The sequence below is a fragment of the Paraburkholderia dioscoreae genome (assembly GCF_902459535.1).
Lineage (GTDB): Bacteria > Pseudomonadota > Gammaproteobacteria > Burkholderiales > Burkholderiaceae > Paraburkholderia > Paraburkholderia dioscoreae.
Window position 1 is genome coordinate 2,255,267 of record NZ_LR699553.1, and the last position, 19,836, is coordinate 2,275,102.

Annotated in this window: 16 protein-coding genes; 5 read left to right on the forward strand and 11 right to left on the reverse strand. The window is 63.4% G+C overall.

Annotated elements, in window-relative coordinates; all coding sequences use genetic code 11:
- Positions 1-33 precede the first annotated feature (33 nt).
- From PDMSB3_RS10060 to PDMSB3_RS10070, 3 genes are read right to left on the reverse strand one after another with little or no spacing between them, the layout of a single operon-like run.
- Complete coding sequence (locus PDMSB3_RS10060; protein ID WP_007181871.1) at positions 34-2,445, reverse strand: aerobic carbon-monoxide dehydrogenase large subunit; 2,412 nt, start codon at positions 2,443-2,445, stop codon at positions 34-36.
- 16 nt (positions 2,446-2,461) lie between these two features.
- Positions 2,462-2,983, reverse strand: coding sequence for a (2Fe-2S)-binding protein (locus PDMSB3_RS10065; RefSeq protein WP_165186016.1), 522 nt, complete (start codon positions 2,981-2,983; stop codon positions 2,462-2,464).
- A gap of 25 nt (positions 2,984-3,008) precedes the next feature.
- Positions 3,009-3,875, reverse strand: a complete 867-nt coding sequence (locus tag PDMSB3_RS10070; protein WP_165186019.1) for an FAD binding domain-containing protein — start codon at positions 3,873-3,875, stop codon at positions 3,009-3,011.
- A gap of 366 nt (positions 3,876-4,241) precedes the next feature.
- Here PDMSB3_RS10070 and rcoM point away from each other — a divergent pair, with 366 nt between their 5' ends.
- Entirely contained in the window at positions 4,242-5,045 is an 804-nt protein-coding gene (gene rcoM, locus PDMSB3_RS10075; protein WP_007181868.1) for a heme-containing CO-sensing transcriptional regulator RcoM, read from the forward strand.
- A gap of 158 nt (positions 5,046-5,203) precedes the next feature.
- Here the strand turns inward: rcoM and PDMSB3_RS10080 are convergent, their stop codons facing one another.
- The 8 genes from PDMSB3_RS10080 to PDMSB3_RS10115 all read right to left on the reverse strand — a co-directional run bounded on the left by PDMSB3_RS10080 (position 5,204) and on the right by PDMSB3_RS10115 (position 12,588).
- Entirely contained in the window at positions 5,204-5,533 is a 330-nt protein-coding gene (locus PDMSB3_RS10080) for a hypothetical protein (protein WP_007181867.1), read from the reverse strand.
- A 76-nt stretch (positions 5,534-5,609) separates the two neighbouring features.
- Positions 5,610-5,906: a transposase gene (locus PDMSB3_RS10085; RefSeq protein ID WP_007181866.1), complete on the reverse strand. Its 297-nt coding sequence runs from the start codon at positions 5,904-5,906 to the stop codon at positions 5,610-5,612.
- A gap of 209 nt (positions 5,907-6,115) precedes the next feature.
- Positions 6,116-7,492: a BatD family protein gene (locus tag PDMSB3_RS10090; RefSeq protein WP_007181865.1), complete on the reverse strand. Its 1,377-nt coding sequence runs from the start codon at positions 7,490-7,492 to the stop codon at positions 6,116-6,118.
- The gene (locus PDMSB3_RS10095; protein WP_165186021.1) at positions 7,489-9,081 is read right to left on the reverse strand and encodes a vWA domain-containing protein; all 1,593 of its coding nucleotides are present in this window, start codon (positions 9,079-9,081) and stop codon (positions 7,489-7,491) included. The genes PDMSB3_RS10090 and PDMSB3_RS10095 overlap by 4 nt, the downstream gene beginning before the upstream one ends.
- Entirely contained in the window at positions 9,071-10,108 is a 1,038-nt protein-coding gene (locus PDMSB3_RS10100) for a vWA domain-containing protein (protein ID WP_007181863.1), read from the reverse strand. Before PDMSB3_RS10100 ends, PDMSB3_RS10095 begins: the two co-directional genes overlap by 11 nt.
- Positions 10,095-10,637 carry a DUF4381 domain-containing protein gene (locus tag PDMSB3_RS10105; RefSeq protein ID WP_007181862.1) on the reverse strand — a complete coding sequence of 181 codons (543 nt, stop codon included), beginning with the start codon at positions 10,635-10,637 and terminating at the stop codon, positions 10,095-10,097. Before PDMSB3_RS10105 ends, PDMSB3_RS10100 begins: the two co-directional genes overlap by 14 nt.
- On the reverse strand, positions 10,634-11,590 hold the full coding sequence (locus PDMSB3_RS10110; protein ID WP_007181861.1) for a DUF58 domain-containing protein: 957 nt from the start codon (positions 11,588-11,590) through the stop codon (positions 10,634-10,636). Before PDMSB3_RS10110 ends, PDMSB3_RS10105 begins: the two co-directional genes overlap by 4 nt.
- Positions 11,591-11,628: 38 nt before the next feature.
- Positions 11,629-12,588 (reverse strand): AAA family ATPase, encoded by a 960-nt coding sequence (locus PDMSB3_RS10115; RefSeq protein ID WP_007181860.1) that lies wholly within the window; start codon positions 12,586-12,588, stop codon positions 11,629-11,631.
- 287 nt (positions 12,589-12,875) lie between these two features.
- On the opposite strand from PDMSB3_RS10115, the gene PDMSB3_RS10120 reads away from it, so the two are divergent.
- From PDMSB3_RS10120 to PDMSB3_RS10135, 4 genes are all read left to right on the forward strand, one after another.
- On the forward strand, positions 12,876-14,126 hold the full coding sequence (locus tag PDMSB3_RS10120; protein ID WP_007181859.1) for a formylglycine-generating enzyme family protein: 1,251 nt from the start codon (positions 12,876-12,878) through the stop codon (positions 14,124-14,126).
- A 104-nt stretch (positions 14,127-14,230) separates the two neighbouring features.
- Entirely contained in the window at positions 14,231-15,289 is a 1,059-nt protein-coding gene (locus PDMSB3_RS10125) for an HAD family hydrolase (RefSeq protein WP_007181858.1), read from the forward strand.
- A gap of 113 nt (positions 15,290-15,402) precedes the next feature.
- Entirely contained in the window at positions 15,403-17,085 is a 1,683-nt protein-coding gene (locus PDMSB3_RS10130; RefSeq protein ID WP_007181857.1) for an arylsulfatase, read from the forward strand.
- A 265-nt stretch (positions 17,086-17,350) separates the two neighbouring features.
- Entirely contained in the window at positions 17,351-19,828 is a 2,478-nt protein-coding gene (locus PDMSB3_RS10135; RefSeq protein ID WP_007181856.1) for a fused MFS/spermidine synthase, read from the forward strand.
- The last annotated feature ends 8 nt before the right edge of the window (positions 19,829-19,836 follow it).

Genomic DNA, 19,836 nt, shown 5'->3' on the forward strand with positions numbered 1-19,836 from the left:
CTGTATGTCGTTAGCCCGGCATACAGGCAGGCGTCACTGGCGCGTGAGTCCTAGCGCACGGCACTGCTGCCAGACGCGATATGCGTTGTGCGGCATGTTCATATGCGTGACGCCCAGGTGCGCGAACGCATCGACCATCGCCGCCGTAAAGCACGGAATCGAGCCCACGTGCGGCGATTCCGCCACGCCCTTCGCACCGATCGGATGATGCGGCGACGGCGTCACCGTGAAATCGGTCTCCCAGTGCGGCGTTTCCACTGATGTCGGCACGAAGTAATCCATCAGCGTCGCGCCCAGCAGATTGCCAGCCTCGTCGTAGGGCAACTCCTGCCCCATCGCCACCGCGAAGCCTTCGGTCAAACCGCCGTGGATCTGTCCTTCGATGATCATCGGATTGATCCGCGTGCCGCAATCGTCGAGCGCGTAGAAGCGGCGCACCCGCGTTTCGCCGGTGTAGCGGTTCACCTCCAGCACACAGACGTATGCGCCGAACGGGAACGTGAAGTTGGGCGGGTCGTAGTAATCGACGGCTTCGAGGCCCATCTCAAGCCCGTCGGGCACGTTGTTGTACGCCGCCCACGCAACTTCCTTGATGGTTTTGAACTGGCCCGGCGAGCCTTTGAGGACAAAGCGGTCGAGATCGAACTCGACGTCGCCAGGGCTGGCTTCGAGCAGATGCGCGGCGATCTGCCGGGCCTTCTCGCGAATCTTGCGCGACGCGCGCGCGATCGCCGCGCCCGCCACCGGCGTGGAACGCGAGCCGTAGGTGCCGAGGCCATAAGGCGCGGTGGACGTATCGCCTTCTTCGACCGTAATCACCGACGCCGGAATTCCCGCTTCTGACGCGATGATCTGCGCGTAAGTGGTCTGATGCCCCTGTCCCTGCGTGATCGTCCCCATGCGCGCAATGGCGGAGCCGTCGGGATGCACGCGAATCTCGCATGAATCGAACATGCCCACGCCGAGGATGTCGCACATTTTCGACGGCCCGGCGCCGACGATCTCGGTAAAGTTCACGACGCCGATGCCCAGCAGCCATTCGGCATTCGGATCCGCGCGCCGTGCGGCCTGTTCGGCACGCAGTCCGGGGTAGTCGACTGCGGCGAGCACTTTTTTCAGCGCCGGTTCGTAATCGCCCGAATCGTATTCCAGGCCGAGCGGCGTGGTGTACGGAAACTGCTCCTTGCGGATGAAGTTGCGCAAGCGGATTTCGGCTTTGTCGATGCCGAGCTTTTGCGCCAGCACGTCGACCATACGCTCGATCAGATAGACCGCCTCGGTGACTCTGAACGAGCACCGGTACGCGACCCCGCCTGGAAACTTGTTGGTATAGACGCCGTCGACCGAGACGAAGGCGTTGGGAATCGCATAGGATCCCGTACAGACATGGAACATGCCGGCGGGCCATTTGGTCGGGTCCGCGCAGGCGTCGAACGCGCCATGATCCGCGGTGACGTGCACACGCAGCGCCTTGATGCGGCCATCGCGATCCGCCGCCAGTTCGCCGCTCATGTGATAGTCGCGCGCGAATGCGGTGCTGCTCAGGTTCTCGGCGCGCGATTCGATCCACTTGACCGGCCGCCCCAGCACGATCGACGCCACAATCGAGGTCACGTAGCCCGGATACACGCCGACCTTGTTGCCGAAGCCGCCGCCAATGTCCGGCGAGATAATGCGGATTTTCGACTCGGGAATCGCCGACAGCAGGCCGACCACCGTTCGCACCACATGCGGCGCCTGCGACGTGATATAGACGGTCAGGTCGCCGCGCGCCTTGTCGAACGACGCCACGCAGCCGCAGGTTTCGAGCGGACACGGGTGCACGCGCGGGTACAGCATGTCCTGCGTGACCGTGACCTCGGCGTTGTCGAACACACGGTCGGTCTTGTCCTTGTCGCCGACCTGCCAGGTGAAGATGTGATTCGGGTGCTTGCGCGCGCCGTGCGCACCGGCCTGCTTGTCCTGAATGTCCTCGCGGATCACCGGCGCATCCGCGGCGAGCGCCGTCAGCGGATCGACCACGGCGGGCAGTTCCTCGTACTCCACTTCCACGAGTTCCGCGGCGTCTGCCGCCACATAGCGGTCGTCGGCCACCACGAACGCGACTTCCTGATTCTGGAAGCAGACCTTTTCATCGGCCAGCACGGCTTGCACGTCGCCGGCCAGCGTCGGCATCCAGTGGAGTTTGAGCGGCTTCAGGTCGTCGGCGGTCAGCACCGCGTGTACGCCAGGGTGCGCGAGCGCGCGCGACTTGTCGATCTTCTTCACGCGGGCATGCGCATAGGGACTGCGCACCATCACGCCGAACAGCATGCCCGGCATCTTCACGTCATCGACATACGTGCCCTTGCCCTGGATGAAGCGCGGATCTTCGCGGCGTTTGCGCGAGCAGCCCATGCCTTCCAGCGCGGCGAGACGATCGAGATTGGTGTCGAGATTGCCCATCACGTTCTCCCGGTCGTCAGTGGGTGTCCGCTGTCATCAGCGGATGCGATGTCTCCACCGCTTCGCCCCGCAGCTTGCGCGCCGCGTACTGCACCGCCTTCACGATGTTCTGATAGCCCGTACAGCGGCACAGGTTGCCCGCCATCCAGTAACGGATCTCCTCATCGCTCGGATCGGGATTTTCCTGCAACAGCCGATAGGCTCGCATCAGCATGCCCGGCGTACAGAAGCCGCATTGCAGCCCATGCTCCTGCATGAAGCCTTCCTGCAGCGCATGCAGCTCGCCGCCTTGCGCGAGGCCTTCGACGCTCAGCACCTCGGCGCCTTCGGCCTGCACGGTCAATACCGTGCAGGACTTGACCGACATGCCGTTGAAGTCGACGGTGCAGGCGCCGCAGTGCGAGGTCTCGCAGCCGATATGCGGCCCGGTGTGCAGGCACTTTTCGCGCAGCGTATGAATCAGCAGCTCGCGCGGCTCCACTATCACGTCCGTCTCCTTGCCGTTCAGATTGAACGACACCATGATTTTTTTGCTCATGTCGCTTGTCTCCTGGAAACCGCGTTCAGTGCAGCGCCCGCATATAGGCGCTGGTCAGCGCGCGGCGCGTCATCTCGCCGGCCATCGCCGTTTTGTATTCGGCGTCGCCGCGCAGATCGGCGACCGGCGCACAGGCCGCCATCGCCAGACGGACGGCTTCGGCGAGCGTGGCGCCATCCAGCGGTTTGCCCTGCAGCGCGTGCTCCGCGTCGCTCGCACGCAGTGCGGTCTCGGCAACATTGGTCAGAGCAATCCGCACGTCGCTGACCGCTCCCGCGCTGATTCGCAGCGTGACCGCCGCGGCGGCCGTCGCGAAGTCGCCGGTTTTGCGCTTGAGCTTGGCGTAGCAATAACCGGTGCCCGGCGCCGGCGTCGGAATGCGGATCTCCGTCATGATTTCGCCGGGTTCGAGCTGCGTCGTGTACGTGCCGAGAAAGAAACCGTCGGCCGGCACGACGCGTTCGCCCTGTCCGCCTGCCAGCACGAATGATGCACCCAGCGCCATCATCAGCGCGGGGTGGTCGTTGCCCGGATCGCCATGCGAAAGGTCGCCGCCGAGCGTGCCCCGGTAACGTACCTGCGGATCGGAAATCTGCCGCGCGCCCTCGACGATCAACGGACACTTCGTTTGCAGCAGTTCAGACCAGATCAATTCGTTCTCGGTCGTCATTGCGCCGATGCGGATTTCGCCGCCCGATTCGCGAATGCCCTTGAGTTCGCTGAGCTTGCCCAGATCGATCAGATGAGCGGGCTCGGCAAAACGCAGCTTCATCATGGGCAGCAAACTGTGGCCGCCGGCCAGCAGCTTCGCTTCGTCGCCATATTCGCTGAGCAGCGCGATGGCTTCCGGCAGACTTCGGGGAGCATGGTATTCGAACGGGCGGGGGATCACACTGGCCTCCTTTGTTGTCAAAGGCGCACGACCGGAAACGTCACGGGCCTTTGGTCAAGGATTTCACAATGCAATGCAGCAATTCAACGCAATTTCCCGAACGGCGGTTCACGCGCGCCAACTACCGGAAAACGTACATGAAACCCGAACCGCCCGGCTGATGCGGCCGTTACGGCGCTCGTTCGCTCGCGCGCGGCAGAAAGCGCGATTTCACTACGCAACGGGCCATTTGACGCCGGTTTCCCGAATGGCGGGTTTACCTGCGTGAACGACCCGGAAATTTGCGCGAAAATCGGCAGATACAGAGACTGGCAGATAAAAATCGACTGAGAACGTGGACAGCCCCATGAGGACAGGAGAGCCCGCATGAAATCGTCTGAGCCCGCTTCCGTATCGGCGGCCGAGCGCCGCGCGGAGACGTTCCAGCACAAACTCGAGCAGTTCAATCCGGGGATCGTCTGGCTGGACCAGCACGGCCGCGTCACGGCATTCAACGACGTCGCGCTGCAAATTCTCGGGCCGGCCGGCGAGCAATCGCTAGGCGTGACGCAGGATAGTCTGTTCGGCATCGACGTGGTGCAACTGCACCCGGAGAAAAGCCGCGACAAGCTGCGCTTCCTGCTGCAGTCGAAAGACGTGGGTGGCTGCCCGGTCAAGTCGCCGCCGCCGGTAGCGATGATGATCAACATCCCCGACCGCATCCTGATGATCAAGGTGTCCAGCATGATTGCCGCCGGCGGCGCGTGCGGCACCTGCATGATCTTCTACGACGTCACCGATCTGACCACCGAACCGTCCGGCCTGCCGGCAGGCGGCAGCGCGCCCTCGCCGAGACGCCTCTTCAAGATTCCCGTGTACCGGAAAAACCGCGTGATCCTGCTCGATCTGAAGGATATCGTGCGCTTTCAGGGCGACGGCCACTACACGACGATCGTGACGCGAGACGACCGCTACCTGTCCAATCTTTCACTGGCCGACCTGGAGCTGCGCCTCGACAGCAGCATTTATCTGCGCGTTCATCGCAGCCATATTGTGAGCCTGCAATATGCGGTCGAGCTGGTCAAACTGGACGAGAGCGTCAATCTCGTCATGGACGACGCGGAACAGACCCAGGTGCCGGTCAGCCGCTCGCGAACGGCGCAACTGAAGGAGCTTCTCGGAGTGGTTTGAGAAGGTGATGGCGAGCGCGCTTCCGTCGCGGCGCGGGCATGTATCGGGCATGTCAGAACCCTTGGCAAGCTTGAGCCACGCCGCGATCGGGGCCGGGGCCGGGGCCGGGGCCGTTCAGTTTAGGCCTTTAGTTTGTCGCCGCTCTGTCATGGGTTTTCTCACCGCAGCCACTTGCGCACATCCTTTTCCCACTCCGGATCGCCGCAGCCTTGCGGGTTTTCCGGCCCAAGCACGGTAATGTAGCCCCGGCTCTTCATACACGATTCGTACGCGCGAACTTTCGTGCATTGATCCGGGCCCGCGTTCCTCGACACGGCTTTGCATTGTGCGATCGATCTGTCCATCGGACCGAAGTCCATATCGCTTGCCTGGTTGAACATCGGCGCGTCGGCACCGGACGCCGAAAACTCGACGGGGCCGGTTTGTGCGCACGCATTCAGGAGACCGGCCAATGCGGCAACGAAGAGAAGATGAACACGCGGATGCATAGGTGACTCCTGCCTGGTAGAGGTTGCAGAATCATACGCCCGCGCAGTTGTAGCTATGCGCTTGCCGACCGGGCGCTCACGTGCCGTCTGCTCCGGTACACGTCGGCAAGACGTGCTTCACGCCGAGTTCCTCGTGAATCTTCGACATGATGCCGTCGCGCCGCCACTGCAACCATTTGATGTAGCACGTTTGCGACGGCGGAAAGCATGCCGGCAGCCGATGCCACTTCTCGTTCTGCGTAGTCACCCACAGGATTGCGTTGAGCACGTCGCGCGGATTTCGGCGCGGCCGTCCGGATCGCAGATTCGGCTCCTGATTGAACAGATGACTGACGCGTAGCCACGCGTCGTCGGAAAGAGGTAGAGATAACATGTGGATCAACGACTAACTAACCAGTACATTTTGATCTTATACGTTTGGCACCTGGCTCTAAATCCTGATATGGCCGTGGTTCCACCTCCAAACCCCGGAATCGCGATCTTCCTTGTCATGCTAACGGGAGGGACAACACGTCCGTAAGCGCATTTTCGCCAGCGCGCCGGATTTCGATGCCGCTTGCGATAGTTGTAATCCATGCGTTTTCATTCCGCCGGTTCCCTGAATGGATTCAATAATCGCGGCAAGGTTTCGTCTTCGCGCTTCGTCCTGGCCCGATCCGCACTCCTGCGCAAAACCGCTTTGATCTCTTTCCAGCTCGGACTCCGCGCATTGCCTCCCGCATAGTTCGACTCGACCGCGGCGATCAGCCTCGCGGCGTCCTGGTCCCCAGCGGCCTCGATATTCTCGAATCGCGCCGGACGGCCGAAGTCGCGCCCTCTGTCCATCCACGAATACAAGGCGGCAATGGTGCGCCGCCATTCCCCCTTGCGCGCGGCCACCGCCAGCTTGCGCCTGGCAAGCGCGTCGCTTGCCAGCCAGCGGGTTCGCGCCTCGCTCAATGCGCGCTCACCGCGTCGAACGAAAGACGCGACATGCGCGCGCCAGGAAATCAGAAGAATCACGCCCAGCACGACGAGACAACCGGCAATGGCTTCGCGCGCATGAATCACGACGACGCGATGCGGCATACCCTCGCGCATGGCGTCCAGCGGTATGTCGAACAACGGCTTGTCCCGCACGGCGTCAGCCGAAAAACGCACTGCCGGCAGCACGACCGTCTCCTTGCGCCGCGCCATCGTGTTCCACCATTCGATCGTCACCGGCGGCAGACTGAACGTACCGCTGCGATCGGCAACGTAGCTCGCGCTGTCGGTTCGCTCACCGGCGACGAGTCCCGCGCGATCCTTCACGATGTTGCGCGTCGCCGCGGGCTTCGCGTAGCGTTTGAGTCCGGCCACGTCGGCGAGTATTGCCGGCGGAATCAGCATTGACTCGGTGCCCGCGGCCCGCTGGGTAATCGTGCGGGTAAGCGGCGCACCGACGGCGAGATGTCCCGGCGCCGGTTCGATTTTCTGTTCGACGGTGAGTTGGGGCGCGGCAAAGAACGTGGTCATGCCTTCCGCACCGGGCGGCAACGTCGCGACGAACTTCAATGCGGGCGTTCTGACCTGCACCGGTCCTTGCATGCCGCCGGGGTACACCGTAATGGTCAGCGGTGCGATCTCGTAGGTTTTGCCCGCCTGCGGCGCGATCCGGTATGCACGGCTCACGCCGAACCAGCGCGTGCCGCCGATGTCTTCCGACAGATTGTCCGCCTGCTCGTCGGGCAGGTTCACGATCGCATCGGCAATGGTGAACAAAGGCCAGTTCGGTGCCTCGGTGAACCATGTGGTAGTCAGCAGATCGACGACCAGTTTGACCTCGCTTCCCGCCACGACCGGGCCGGCCGGTTCGAGATGCACGCGCGCCATGATGCGTGGCGCGGGATCGGCCGCCGCGGGTCCGGTCGCCAACAGGGAAGCCAGCCAGAATGCGAGCAATGCGGCAAGCAGCGCAACACGGCGTGACAATCGCTTCATGGCGTGCCGCCCGTCTTCGCCATGGATTCCTGTTCGAAACGCTGTTGCAGGAACACTGCCGGCGACGTGTTCAGATTGCGCATCCACGCATCCTCGCTTGGACGCGGCGCGGCTTCGATCACCGCGGTCGTGCCTCTGCCCTTCTTCTTGTCCACCTGCACCTGGTCAGGCGGGTCTTCTTCCGGGTCGGCCTCGTTCTGCTTGTCTCGTGCCAGCAGCGTCTGCATGTACGCGCGATTGGCCACGGCCTGCGCGAGTGAAGGTTGCAGTTGGAGCGCGTTGTCGTACGCCTTGATCGCGCCCGCGTAGTCGTCCAGATGCGCAAGCGTATTGCCGATGTAGAAATACGATTGCGCCGTTTTGAGGCGCGAGAAGGTTTCGAGCGCGGCTGCATAGTCTCCCGCCAGATATTGCGCGCGCCCCTTCCACATGGGATCGTCGAAGCGCTCGGCCGCCGCCTTGTAGTTGCCGTGTTCGAGATTCCATCGCCCTTGCTGGTCATGCGTCGCGAACAGATCGAGCCACTGCCACTGCGCCGCTTGCGCAGAGTGCGGCAGCGCGCCGAAGGCGAGCGAGATCAGCACGACAGGCAGCCACTTGACCGTCCAGCCGCGCCGGAAACTCCACAGCGCGAGCAGCAGCAACGGCAGGACGAGCCAGTAGCCGCTTTCCTTCCAGCGCGGCTCGATCCTGCTCTCTTCCGCTTGCGCGAGGTAAGCCTGCGCGCGATGCTGAACCCACGACACATCGTCGTCATCCGCACGCATGCTCGCGAGCGGAATGCCGGCGTCGCGCGCGACATTGCGAATCGAGTCGGCGTCGAACGTGCCCATCAGCGGATGGCCTTCCGGGTCCATCTGGATCATGCCGTCGGGGCCGCGGATCGGACCGCCGTGTTCCGTGCCGACCGCGAGCCAGAGCAGTTGGTGCCGCAGCGATTTCGCTTTCTGCACGAAGGTGTCCGCCCCATTGGCATCGAAGCCGTCGCTCATGAAGACAATCGTGCCCGCCGCCGGGTCGTTCGCCAGAAGCTGTTCGGCCACGTCAAGACCGGCCGTCGCGTTCTTGCCGTCGCGCGGCATCAGCGCCGGTGACAGCGCGGGCACGTAGAGTTCGAGCATCGCCGGATCTTCGGTCGGCGGCACCACGAGGTGGGCGGTCGCCGCGAATACGACGAGGCCGGTTCGCGCGCCTTTGCGCGCTCTCGCCAGATCGAGCACTTTCTGCTTTGCGCGTTCGAGGCGGGTTGGCGCGATGTCGGTGGCGTCCATCGAATGAGCGAGTTCGAGTACGACGACGAGCGGCGCCTGATCCTGATTGAACGGCGGGCGCTCCTGCTGCCATGTCGGCCCGGCTGCGGCAATCGCACCGATGCCGAGCAGCAGCGCCAGGGTATGAACCGGCTGGATTACACGCCGTTTCGTATCGCCGACGATCAGATGTTCGAGCAATTCCGGCGCGATCACACCGCGCCAGCGCGCGCGCACGTCGTTGCGGCGCAGCCAGACGAACGGCAGCACGAGAGCCGGGATCAGCAACAGCAACCATGCCGGCCGCAGGAAATGGAAAGCGGTCAGATCAATTTCCATGCTGCGCCCCGTTGGCCGGCAAGCCTTGCGCGCGCTGCGTTCGCCGCGGCGAACGCAGCAGCGCAATCAGTAACGCCAGCACATGATAGAGCGCGAGAATGGACAAGCCCACGGCGACGGGCACCCAGAAATAGTCGCGCTGCGGCCGGTAGATTTCCCGTTTGATTTTCTCGGGCGTCAGTTTGTCCAGCGTCGCGTAGACCTCGGCCAGATCTCTTTGCTGACCCAGCGCGCGAAACGCGCGGCCGCCGGTGATGCTCGCAATGCGCGCCAATGCTTCGAGGTCGACCCGATCTTCACCCGTAGTGCCAGGGTCGCCAATGCCTATCGTGTGCACCACCAGCTTGTGTTGCTTCGCGATCTCCGCGGCCCGCTCCGGTGGGATGGCACTGCTGGTGTCGTTGCCGTCGGTGAGCAGGATCAATACCTTCTCCTGCGCATGCGAATCCGCCATCAGCTTGACGGTCAGCCCGATCGCGTCGCCAATCGCTGTACGCGGGCCCGCCATGCCGATCTGCATCTGATCCAGCAATATCCGCACGCTGTCGTGGTCGAGCGTGAGCGGCGCCTGCGGATAGGCCGCGTCGCCGAATACCACGAGACCGATGCGGTCGCCCTTGCGCTTCGCCACGAAGTCGGCCACCACGCGCTTGACGGCGCTCAGCCGGTCCATGCGTTCGCCGGCCGGATCGACGAAGTCGCGCGTGGCCATCGAGCCGGACAGATCGATCGCGAGCATCAGGTCGCGTGCGGGTTCGTCGCGCACGATCGGCGGCTCGACGAACACCGGTTTCGCCGCGCCGGTCACGAGCAGGAGCCACAGCACCGGCAACAGCAAACGCAACAGCCAATGCCGGCGCAAGCGCACGCCGCCGGGCGCCGGTTTTTCGCCCGCGGCCCGTGCCATTTCGTGAAAGAACGGCACGCGCACGGCCGTGGCCGTGGTGCGATAGGCCGGCACCAGCCACCACACGAACACGGGCAGCGGCAACAGCGCGAACATCCACGGAAAATCAAACTTCCACATGATGATGCTCGATCCAGTCGCGCGCATGCCGGATCAGCGCGGCTGCGTCGTCCGGTGAAAGGCGCGCGACTTCCTGCGGCGGCGCATAGCTTGCCAGTGTGAGAAGCGGACCGGTTTGCGCGTCGAAGCGGCCGCGCGTACGGCGCAGAAAAGCGAGCCACGCGTCGCCAGTGAGTGCCGCGACCTGGTCACGCGGCGCGATCTCGAGCGACGTGCGCTTGAGCAGGCAAGGTATGGCGGCGAGCATGGCCGCGCGCCGCTGCGGGTCTGCCCGGCCGGAGGCCAGACTGGCCTCGATGCCCGCCAGTTCCTGCAAGGCGTTGCGCCGGTAACGCTGCCGCCGGTAGCGGCGCAACGCCGCCCATGACGTCAGCAGCACGGCCCCGAGCAATACGATTGCGATGAACAGCCAGCCGATAGTTTGGGGTGCATACGATACCGGTGTGGGCAGCGGCAGCTCCTGCAATCCCTGCAGTTGCGGCGACGAGCCGGCCGGCACAAGCGCGGTGCCTGATGACGTGCCGCTCATATGCCGCTCCCCGCAGTGGGCCGCGCGCGTTCGCCAAACAGACGACGGACCTGATCCACGGCCGGTTCGGCGGTAGACAATGCCAGGAGCGGCACGCCGCTCGTGCGCAGCAATTCGGCCACTTCAGCGGTGCGTCCGCTGAACAGGCTCGACAACGGCTGCCGCACGCGCGCCTGTTCGATGCGCAACTCGACCTGCAGGCGCCCTTCGCTGACCACCAGCGCACGGTGGCCGGGCACCTGCTGCCACAATGGATCGAAGATCATTGCCGCGACGACGTCGTTGTGCGCCGAGAGTTGCCGCAGCAGCTTTCGCGTGCGCGCGCCCGCCCCGGCAAAATCGCTGACCACGCAAATCAGATAGTCATGCCCGGCGAGTTGAAGCACGCCTTCGAGCGCGGCGTCGAGTTGATCGTAAGCGGTTCTGGCTTCGCTTTCGGCATGCAGCGCGCCGTTCATGGACGCGAGTGCGCCAAACAGTGTCCTGATGCGGCCGCGACTTCGCAAAGGTTTGATCCGCACGAGCTGGCTGTCGTTGAACAGCACACCGCCGACGCGGTCGCCCGCGGCAAATCCCATCCACACGGCAAGCGCGGCGGTCTCGGCAGCCACGACCGATTTGAACGCACGACGCGAGCCGAAAAACATGCTCATGCGTTGATCGACGACAACCAGCAGCGGCCGGTCGCGCTCCTCCGTATAGGTGCGGACTTGCGGTTTGCCGAGCCGCAACGATGCCTTCCAGTCGATATGACGCACGTCGTCACCCGGCAGATAGCCGCGTATTTCCTCGAAGTTCAGACCGCGCCCGCGCAGACGCGACGCATGCGCGCCCGACAGCACGCTCGACACCGGCGCGGGCGCGACGAAACTCAGCCCGCGCGCCTGAAATTCGAGCTTTGCCAGATGCGCGGCGTCGACATACACGCTGCCGATCGCGGTTGAAGACTGCACGGCCACGCCACTCCTTCGCGTTGAGAACACACCTGCTGTCAGGCCGGCACCGCGACCTTTTCGATCAGACGGTCGATCACGCGGTCGGCACTGATACTGTCCGCGTTTGCATCGTATGAAAGTATCAGCCGATGCCGCAGCACCGGATGAATGACGGCGCGCACGTCGTCCGGCGTGACGAAACTGCGCGCCTGTAACCATGCCTGTACGCGGCTCGCGCGGTCGAGGCCGATCGCCCCGCGCGGGCTCGCGCCGACTTCGATCCATTTGCCGAGCTCGGCGTCGAGCTGCGCGCCGTGCCGCGTGGCGTTGACGATCGACACGATGTAGTCGTCGATCGCAGGCGCGACGACAATCTGACCGATCTCTTCGCGCACCGCGAAAATGGCCTCCTGCGACAACATGGCCGGCGCCTCGGCGAGCGCGTTGCGCTCCTCGCGCAGCAGACGCAGCATGGCGATTTCGCTTTCAGGCGACGGATAGCCGATCAGCACCTTGAGAAGAAAGCGGTCCATCTGCGCTTCGGGCAGCGGATAGGTGCCTTCCTGTTCAATCGGATTCTGAGTGGCCATCACGAGAAATAGCGCGGACATGCGGTGCGTTTTCCCCGCGACTGAAATCTGCCGCTCTTCCATTGCTTCGAGCAATGCGGATTGAACCTTGGCCGGCGCGCGGTTGATCTCGTCCGCAAGAATCAGATTGCCGAATATCGGACCCGGTTGAAAACTAAGTGTGTGCCCCGTGCCGGATTGCAGCAGCGTCTCCGCCCCCGTAATGTCCGAGGGCAACAGATCAGGGGTGAACTGGATGCGGCTCATGGTCGCCGCGAGCCGCGTGGCGATTGCCTTGACGGTACGCGTCTTGGCGAGCCCCGGCAAACTCTCCAGCAACACATGACCGTCGGCCAGCAACGCGATCAACACCTGCCTGACCACGGACTGCTGCCCTACGACCGACTGATTCACGCTCGCTTCGAACTGCAGAACGATATCGCGCATTGTGCCCTCTCTCAAGTCATTTATGTAGTAGCTGACTGGACGACCCGAATGCCAATGCCCGCCGCCAGACACGTTAATGCAACAGCGCGCATTCGTCAAAGTGTCTGATGTACGTACTAAAAAAAAGATAGGAAATATCGGCGAAAAATTGCTAATCTCCAACTGCTTGTTCGCACTGATTGTGCGTCTTTATTCTGTATCGCTAAGCTTGTTGTGAAGCTGAAATAGAAAGTCCAGAGCGTTGACCGTTGCGTACTACCCGGCCGTTCACTGCACGAGAGAAAAAGATGAAGAGTGAAAGAGATCGAGGTTCCGCAAAGTCGTCCCGCTCGAACGGGTCGGCCGCAGTAACCCAAACGCGTGCCGGTCGCACGCGCAAACTATTGTTGTGGGGCGCCTTACTCGTCATACTGCCCGCCTGTGTCGGCGCCGCGGTCAGTTGGGCCTTCACGCCGCACACACCCGCTCATCCGCAAATCGTTCTCGGCGACGGCACGCATGGTCCGCTCGGCATGGCATGGGTGCCCGGCGGCCAGTTCCTCATGGGCAGCGACGCCAAACAGGCGCAACCGAACGAACGCCCCGCGCACAAGGTCAAGGTGCATGGCTTCTGGATGGACCGCCATCACGTTACCAATGCCGAATTCCGCCGTTTCGTCGAAGCCACCGGTTACGTCACCACGGCCGAGAAGAAACCCGACTGGGACACCCTGAAAGTCCAGTTGCCGCCGGGCACGCCGCGCCCGCCCGAGAGTGCGATGGTGGCGGGTGCGATGGTGTTCGTCGGCACCAGCCGTCCCGTCCCGCTAGACGACTATTCGCAGTGGTGGCGCTACGTGCCTGGCGCCGACTGGCGTCATCCAACCGGTCCAGACAGCAACATCATCGGTAAAGACGATCACCCCGTGGTTCAGGTGTCCTACGAAGACGCACAAGCTTATGCGAAATGGGCCGGCAAGCGTCTGCCGACCGAAGCCGAATGGGAATTCGCCGCGCGTGGCGGCCTCGAACAGGCCACTTATGCATGGGGCGATCAGTTCTCTCCCGACGGCAAGCAGATGGCCAACGTGTGGCAAGGCCAGCAGCCCCAGTCTTTCCCCGTCGTCAATCCGAAAGCGGGCGGCGCGCTCGGCACGAGCCCCGCGGGGACTTTTCCGGCCAACGGCTACGGCCTTTCCGATATGACCGGCAACGCCTGGCAGTGGGTTGCCGACTGGTATCGCGCGGATCAGTTCAGGCGCGAGGCGGTGAGCACCAGCGCGATCGACAACCCGGTGGGCCCGAGCGATTCGTGGGATCCCGCCGACCAGGGTGTGCCCGTCAACGCCCCCAAGCGCGTGACACGCGGCGGCTCGTTCCTCTGCAACGAAATCTATTGCCTGAGCTACCGGCCCAGTGCGAGACGCGGCACCGATCCTTACAACAGCATGTCGCATCTGGGCTTCCGGCTGGTCATGGACGAAGACACCTGGAAAGAAGCCGGCGCGCGCCAGGCTTCGGCGAGAGCCGCCGGCGTGCCTGGTGCCCCCGGCGGTTAGCGCGCACCGTACTGCTGGCAAACCCTTATTTTTTGCGCCCGTGATCTGCCGGCGCGCATGGCGATCGTCCGTCTGATCGTCTGTCTAATTGAACTGGAGCCTGGATGCAACTGTGCCATCAGCCTGTGTGGTCGAGCCGTGCCTTGCTCATGATGCGAGCCGCATGGATCGTGTTGAGTCTCGCCGGCTGCGTCGCGCCGCACAACTGCGTGGCGCCCGCCCAACCCACGGCGAGCAACCCCGCCGCCACACTGCCCTCATGGCGTGATACATCCGCGAAACAGGCTATCGAGTCGTTCGTTGCCGACGTTACGCGCGAGGGTTCGTCGTCGTTCGTGCCGCCTGCGGAACGCATCGCCGTGTTCGACAACGACGGCACGCTGTGGAGCGAACAGCCGTTGTATTTTCAGTTTGTCTTCATGCTCGATCAGGTGAAGGCAGCCGCACCGCAGCATCCCGAGTGGAAAGACAATCCGGCTTTCAAGGCGCTCATTGCGAAAGACTACGGCGCGCTCGCGAACCAGCAGAAGGCGTTGCAGCAGTTAGTCGCGGTGGCCAATAGCGGTATGACCGTCGACGACTACGACAAGACCATCAGCGCGTGGCTGGCCAGCGCGCGACATCCGAAATTCGGACGCCTTTATACAGACCTCGTCTATCAGCCGCAACTGGAATTGCTGGCCTATCTGCGTGCCAACGGCTTCAAGACCTTCATCGTCTCGGGCGGCACGATCGAGTTCATGCGGGTGTGGGCCGAGAAGGCATACGGTATTCCTCCCGAGCAGGTCGTCGGCTCCAGCCAGGTGGTGCAGTACGAAGTGCGCAACGGCAAACCCGTTCTCGTGCGCGAACCCAAACTCGATTTCGTGGACGACGGCGCGGGCAAACCCGTCGGCATTTATCGCAACATCGGCCACAAGCCGATTTTCGCGTTCGGCAACTCCGACGGCGATCTGCAAATGTTGCAGTACACCGCCGCCGGTCCTGGGCGGCACCTCGCGCTGCTGCTGCATCACGACGACGCCGTGCGTGAATTCGCTTATGACCGCGCGTCGAAAGTCGGCAAGCTGGACAAGGCGTGGGACGAAGCTGTCACTGAGGGCTGGACTGTGGTGAGCATGAAAAACGATTGGCAAACAGTCTTTCCCGCGCCGCGGCAGTAAGCGGCGCGCGGCAAGTTCGGGCCGCGGACTGCCGGCGGCCGACGAGGGGCGACCCCGTCACGCTGAACATTGCGTAATGGGTGAATAAGAGTCAACTCCATTGGAGCGACAAAATGACAAAGTTGTTAAAAAGAGGGCGTTACGCGTTGGGGGCCGGCGCGCTTGCCCTTGCCGCGTTCGGTGCGGTGATTTTTCCATCCATCAACGCGCCGGCCCAAACCCAACCGGCGGCCAAACCCGCCGCCACGAGCGCGCCGCAGCCGGCCGCGAAGTCTTCGGCGAAACCGAACATCCTTGTGATTTTCGGCGACGACGTCGGCCAGGCGAATATCAGCGCCTACACCCGCGGCGTGGTCGGTTACAAGACGCCGAATATCGACCGCATTGCCAATGAAGGCATGATTTTCACGGACTATTACGCCGAGAACAGTTGTACGGCGGGTCGATCTTCCTTCATCACCGGTCAATCGCCATTGCGCACCGGGCTATCCAAAGTCGGCGCACCCGGCGCACCGGTCGGTCTGCAAAAGGGAGACATGACAATCGCTCAGGCACTCAAGCCGCTCGGCTATGCAACCGGTCAGTTCGGCAAGAACCACCTCGGCGACAAGAACGAGTACCTGCCGACCAATCACGGCTTCGACGAGTTCTACGGCAACCTGTATCACCTGAATGCCGAAGAGGAACCCGAGCGCCCTTATTGGCCGAAGGACAAGAACGACCCTTACGTGAAAAACTTCTCGCCGCGCGGCGTGATTCATAGCACGTCGGACGGCAAGGTTCAGGACACCGGCCCGCTCACGGTCAAACGCATGGAAACCATCGACGACGAAACGGGCGCGCACGCGGAGGAATTCATCCGCAAGCAGGTCAAGAACGGCACGCCCTTCTTCGTCTGGATGAACTTCACGCGAATGCACGTCTTCACCCACGTGCGCCCGGAGTTCAGGGGCAAGAGCGGCATGCCCGGCAACGAATATGCCGATGGCATGTGGGAGCACGACCAGGACGTCGGCAAACTGCTCAAGCTGCTGGATGACCTGAACATCTCCAGAAACACCATCGTCATCTACACAACGGACAATGGGCCGAACCAGTTTTCGTGGCCTGACGCGGCAACCACGCCGTTCCGCAGCGAGAAGGACTCTAACTGGGAAGGCGCGTTCCGGGTGCCGGCCATGGTGCGATGGCCGGGGCATATCAAAGCTGGCGAGACGTCCAACAGCATGTTCTCAGGGCTCGACTGGTTTCCGACGCTACTCGCCGCGGCGGGAGACGGCGGCGTGAAGGACCGCTTGCTGAAAGGGTGGGCGCCCAAGGCCGGGGGCACAAGCTTCAGGAATCATCTTGACGGGTACAACCAGTTGCCGTTCCTCACGGGGCAGACGACTCAGGATCCGCGTACCGAGTTCTTCTACTTCAACGACGACGGCGAACTGGTGGCAATGCGCTGGGATAAAGATGGAAACGCATGGAAGACCGTGTTCTGCGAGCAGCGCGCCAAGGGCAATCTGGAAATCTGGCAGGATCCATTCGTATGTCTGCGTTTTCCGAAGGTGTTCAACCTGCGAATGGACCCATACGAAAGAGCTGACGTGACGTCCGATCAGTACAACGACTGGTTGGTGAAGAACGCTTATCTCGTTGCCATCTCGACGATGAAAGCCACGGAATTCCTTCAGACGTTCGTTCAATACCCGCCGAGCCAACGTCCTGCGAGTTTCAGCGTCGACCAGGTGCGCCGGCAAGTCGACAAGAAGATCGACGAGTCGTTCAGAAAACGCGGACTAGAGTAAGACGTTCGAGTGCTGCACTTGCCGGCTTCGACCGGCAGATGCAGCGCTTGCGCGCTTCGAACTCAAAGTCCATTCGCTTCGTCCCGACTTACTTCATCCGCGCACACTTCATCCAATGCCCCAAACGTTGGCTCACCGCGCCAAAAGCTCACGCCGAGCGCGTCGCGCACACGAACGCGCGCAACGTCACGCCGATCCGCGTGAACGCAGACCGGCTGAACCGGGCGACATTCCCGCGTCGCCGGCTTTATCCGTTGCCTGGCCGATGCTCCTGCTGTTTGCATCGGGCGCGGCATCGCTGATTTACCAGGTGCTGTGGATCAAACAATTGGCACTCGTCGTCGGTGTCGACGTCCAGGCGGTCACGACCGGCGTGAGCGCTTTTTTCGCGGGTCTCGCGCTGGGCGGCTGGCTGCTAGGCAGGCTGGCCGACCGCGTCTCACGGCCGTTGTTACTTTACGCCGTACTGGAAGGCGGCGCGACGGTGCTGGCGGTGGCCGGCACCGTCGCGTTGGCGCACGCGGCCGCGCCGTTCGCATGGCTGCAGGATCGCACCGGGCCGTTTGCATGGACGTTGCCGTTCGCGCTGGTCGGCCTGCCTGCCGTGTTGATGGGCGGCACGCTGCCGGTGCTGATGCGTGCGCTGCGCCTTGGCGCGACACGGCTGGGCCGCGCTGGCGCACACCTGTATGCGGCCAATACGGGTGGCGCGATCGGCGGTACGCTCGCCGCCGCCTTCATGCTGATTCCGTTGCTTGGCGTGCAAGGCAGCGCGTTCGTTGCTGCCGGGTTGAACGCGTTTGCCGCACTGATCGCATTGCTCATTCGCCGATTCAATTGTGCACGCGAGCCTGTCGATGTATCTCCGCCCGAAACGACCTCTTCCGCCGAAGCAGCCGCGGACCAGGCCGCGCCCGGCGCACGCCTCGCCGTCGCACTCTATGCGCTTGCCGGCGGCATCGCGCTGGGTTACGAGGTCGTGTGGTCGCAACTGATCGTCCAGTTCATCAGCACCCGCAGCTTCGCTTTCGCGATCGTACTTGCCACGTACCTGCTCGGGCTCACGCTCGGCAGCGCACTCGGCTCGCGCCATGTCGATCGCACGCGCGACCCGTGGGGTGTGTTCGCGCTGCTGATCGTGACCGCCGGACTCGTCGCGCTGCTGGAAGTCGCCGCGTTGGGCGGCTGGCTGCTCCAATGGCAAAGCCTGGCGCGCGAGGCAACGCTCTCCGCCACCGGCAGCCTGCTCGCCGCCATGTGCGCGGGTTTTGCGGTCGCGGCCGCGTGCATTGTCTTCGTACCCACGTTGTTGCTGGGCGCCGCGTTCCCTTTCGCGCTGCGCGTGAGCGTGGATGCCCGGCACACCGGCCGCGATGTCGGCACCGTGGTAGCGCTCAATACCGCAGGCGGTATTGCCGGCACGCTGATCGCCGGCTTCCTGCTCGTGCCGGCACTCGGGCTGGTTCATGCGCTCGCGGTGCTCGCAGTCCTTGCCGGCGCAGTGGGCGCCGTCGCTGTGTGGCGCGGTTGCGGCGTACGGCGCGGCATTCGCTGGAGTGTGCCGGTGCTTGCTGTGGCGACTCTGGGTGCCGTACTGCTGACGCCATCGGACCGTCTCGCCACCCTGCTCGCCGCAGCGCGCGGCGGCACCCTACTCTCCTACGAGGAAAGCGCGGGCGGCACTGTGGCTGTCGTTACGCAGGGCGCGGGCCAGAAACAGTTCCGGCGGCTCTACATTCAGGGAGTCTCCAACTCCGGCGACGCAATGACCTCGTTGCGCTATATGCGTCTGCAGGCGCTCCTGCCGCTGCTGATTCACCGCGACACGCCACGCAGTGCGCTTGTCATCGGACTCGGCACGGGCATCACGGGTGGCGCGCTGCTCACGTGGCCCGGCCTCGACAAACGCGCGGTCGCCGAGTTGTTGCCGGCAGTTGTGCACGCCGCGCCGCAGTTCAAGGGCAACTACGGCATCAGCACCGACCCGCGCGTCGACATCCGCCTGCGCGACGGACGGCGCGAACTACTGCGCAGCAGCGAACGCTACGACCTGATCACGCTCGAACCGCCGCCTCCCTCGGCAGCCGGAGTGGTCAATCTTTACTCGTCGGATTTCTACCGGCTGGCGGCCTCGCGTCTGGGCACGAGCGGCATTGTCGCGCAATGGCTGCCGCTGCCGACCCAGAACGAAGACGACACGCGCTCGCTGATCCAGAGTTTCATCCAGGTGTTTCCGTATGCTGCGCTGTGGACCACCGAGTTGCACGAAATGATGCTGATTGGTTCGATGCAGCCAATCGAACTGGATGTGCCGCGTATCGAGTCGCGCTTTGCGCAGCCGCAGGTGGCGGCGGCACTGCGCGAAGTCGGCGTGGCGTCGCCGGCAGCATTGCTTGCGACCTGGATCACCGATCGCGCAGGCCTCGCCTACTACACCGCGGAAGCTGCGCCCGTAACCGATGATCGGCCGCGTATCGAATACGCGGCGTGGGTGCGGCAAGACGGTTTTCCGGACACGCTCATGCACCTGCTCGCGCTTCGCAGCGAACCACCGTTGCGGCACGCGGACGGAATGTTCCGCGCGGCCTTGAACGCGGAGCGCGGTGCGTTGCAAAGCTTCTATGCCGCAGGCCTCGATGCATACCGCGGCGAGCGTGATGCGTGGTCTCGCGACATTGGCGATGCATTGCAGGCTCGACCGGACAATCCCTACTTCCGGTGGTTCGTCGGCGGCGGGCCATAGTGCTGGAT

Coding starts and splice junctions, on each gene's coding strand:
- PDMSB3_RS10080 (WP_007181867.1), bottom strand. CDS start 5,533: ATGCATCCGCGTGTTCATCTTCTCTTCGTTGCCGCATTGGCCGGTCTC.
- PDMSB3_RS10120 (WP_007181859.1), top strand. CDS start 12,876: ATGAAGAGTGAAAGAGATCGAGGTTCCGCAAAGTCGTCCCGCTCGAAC.
- PDMSB3_RS10085 (WP_007181866.1), bottom strand. CDS start 5,906: ATGTTATCTCTACCTCTTTCCGACGACGCGTGGCTACGCGTCAGTCAT.
- PDMSB3_RS10125 (WP_007181858.1), top strand. CDS start 14,231: ATGCAACTGTGCCATCAGCCTGTGTGGTCGAGCCGTGCCTTGCTCATG.
- PDMSB3_RS10130 (WP_007181857.1), top strand. CDS start 15,403: ATGACAAAGTTGTTAAAAAGAGGGCGTTACGCGTTGGGGGCCGGCGCG.
- PDMSB3_RS10090 (WP_007181865.1), bottom strand. CDS start 7,492: ATGAAGCGATTGTCACGCCGTGTTGCGCTGCTTGCCGCATTGCTCGCA.
- PDMSB3_RS10060 (WP_007181871.1), bottom strand. CDS start 2,445: ATGGGCAATCTCGACACCAATCTCGATCGTCTCGCCGCGCTGGAAGGC.
- rcoM (WP_007181868.1), top strand. CDS start 4,242: ATGAAATCGTCTGAGCCCGCTTCCGTATCGGCGGCCGAGCGCCGCGCG.
- PDMSB3_RS10095 (WP_165186021.1), bottom strand. CDS start 9,081: ATGGAAATTGATCTGACCGCTTTCCATTTCCTGCGGCCGGCATGGTTG.
- PDMSB3_RS10065 (WP_165186016.1), bottom strand. CDS start 2,983: ATGAGCAAAAAAATCATGGTGTCGTTCAATCTGAACGGCAAGGAGACG.
- PDMSB3_RS10135 (WP_007181856.1), top strand. CDS start 17,351: ATGCTCCTGCTGTTTGCATCGGGCGCGGCATCGCTGATTTACCAGGTG.
- PDMSB3_RS10105 (WP_007181862.1), bottom strand. CDS start 10,637: ATGAGCGGCACGTCATCAGGCACCGCGCTTGTGCCGGCCGGCTCGTCG.
- PDMSB3_RS10115 (WP_007181860.1), bottom strand. CDS start 12,588: ATGCGCGATATCGTTCTGCAGTTCGAAGCGAGCGTGAATCAGTCGGTC.
- PDMSB3_RS10100 (WP_007181863.1), bottom strand. CDS start 10,108: ATGTGGAAGTTTGATTTTCCGTGGATGTTCGCGCTGTTGCCGCTGCCC.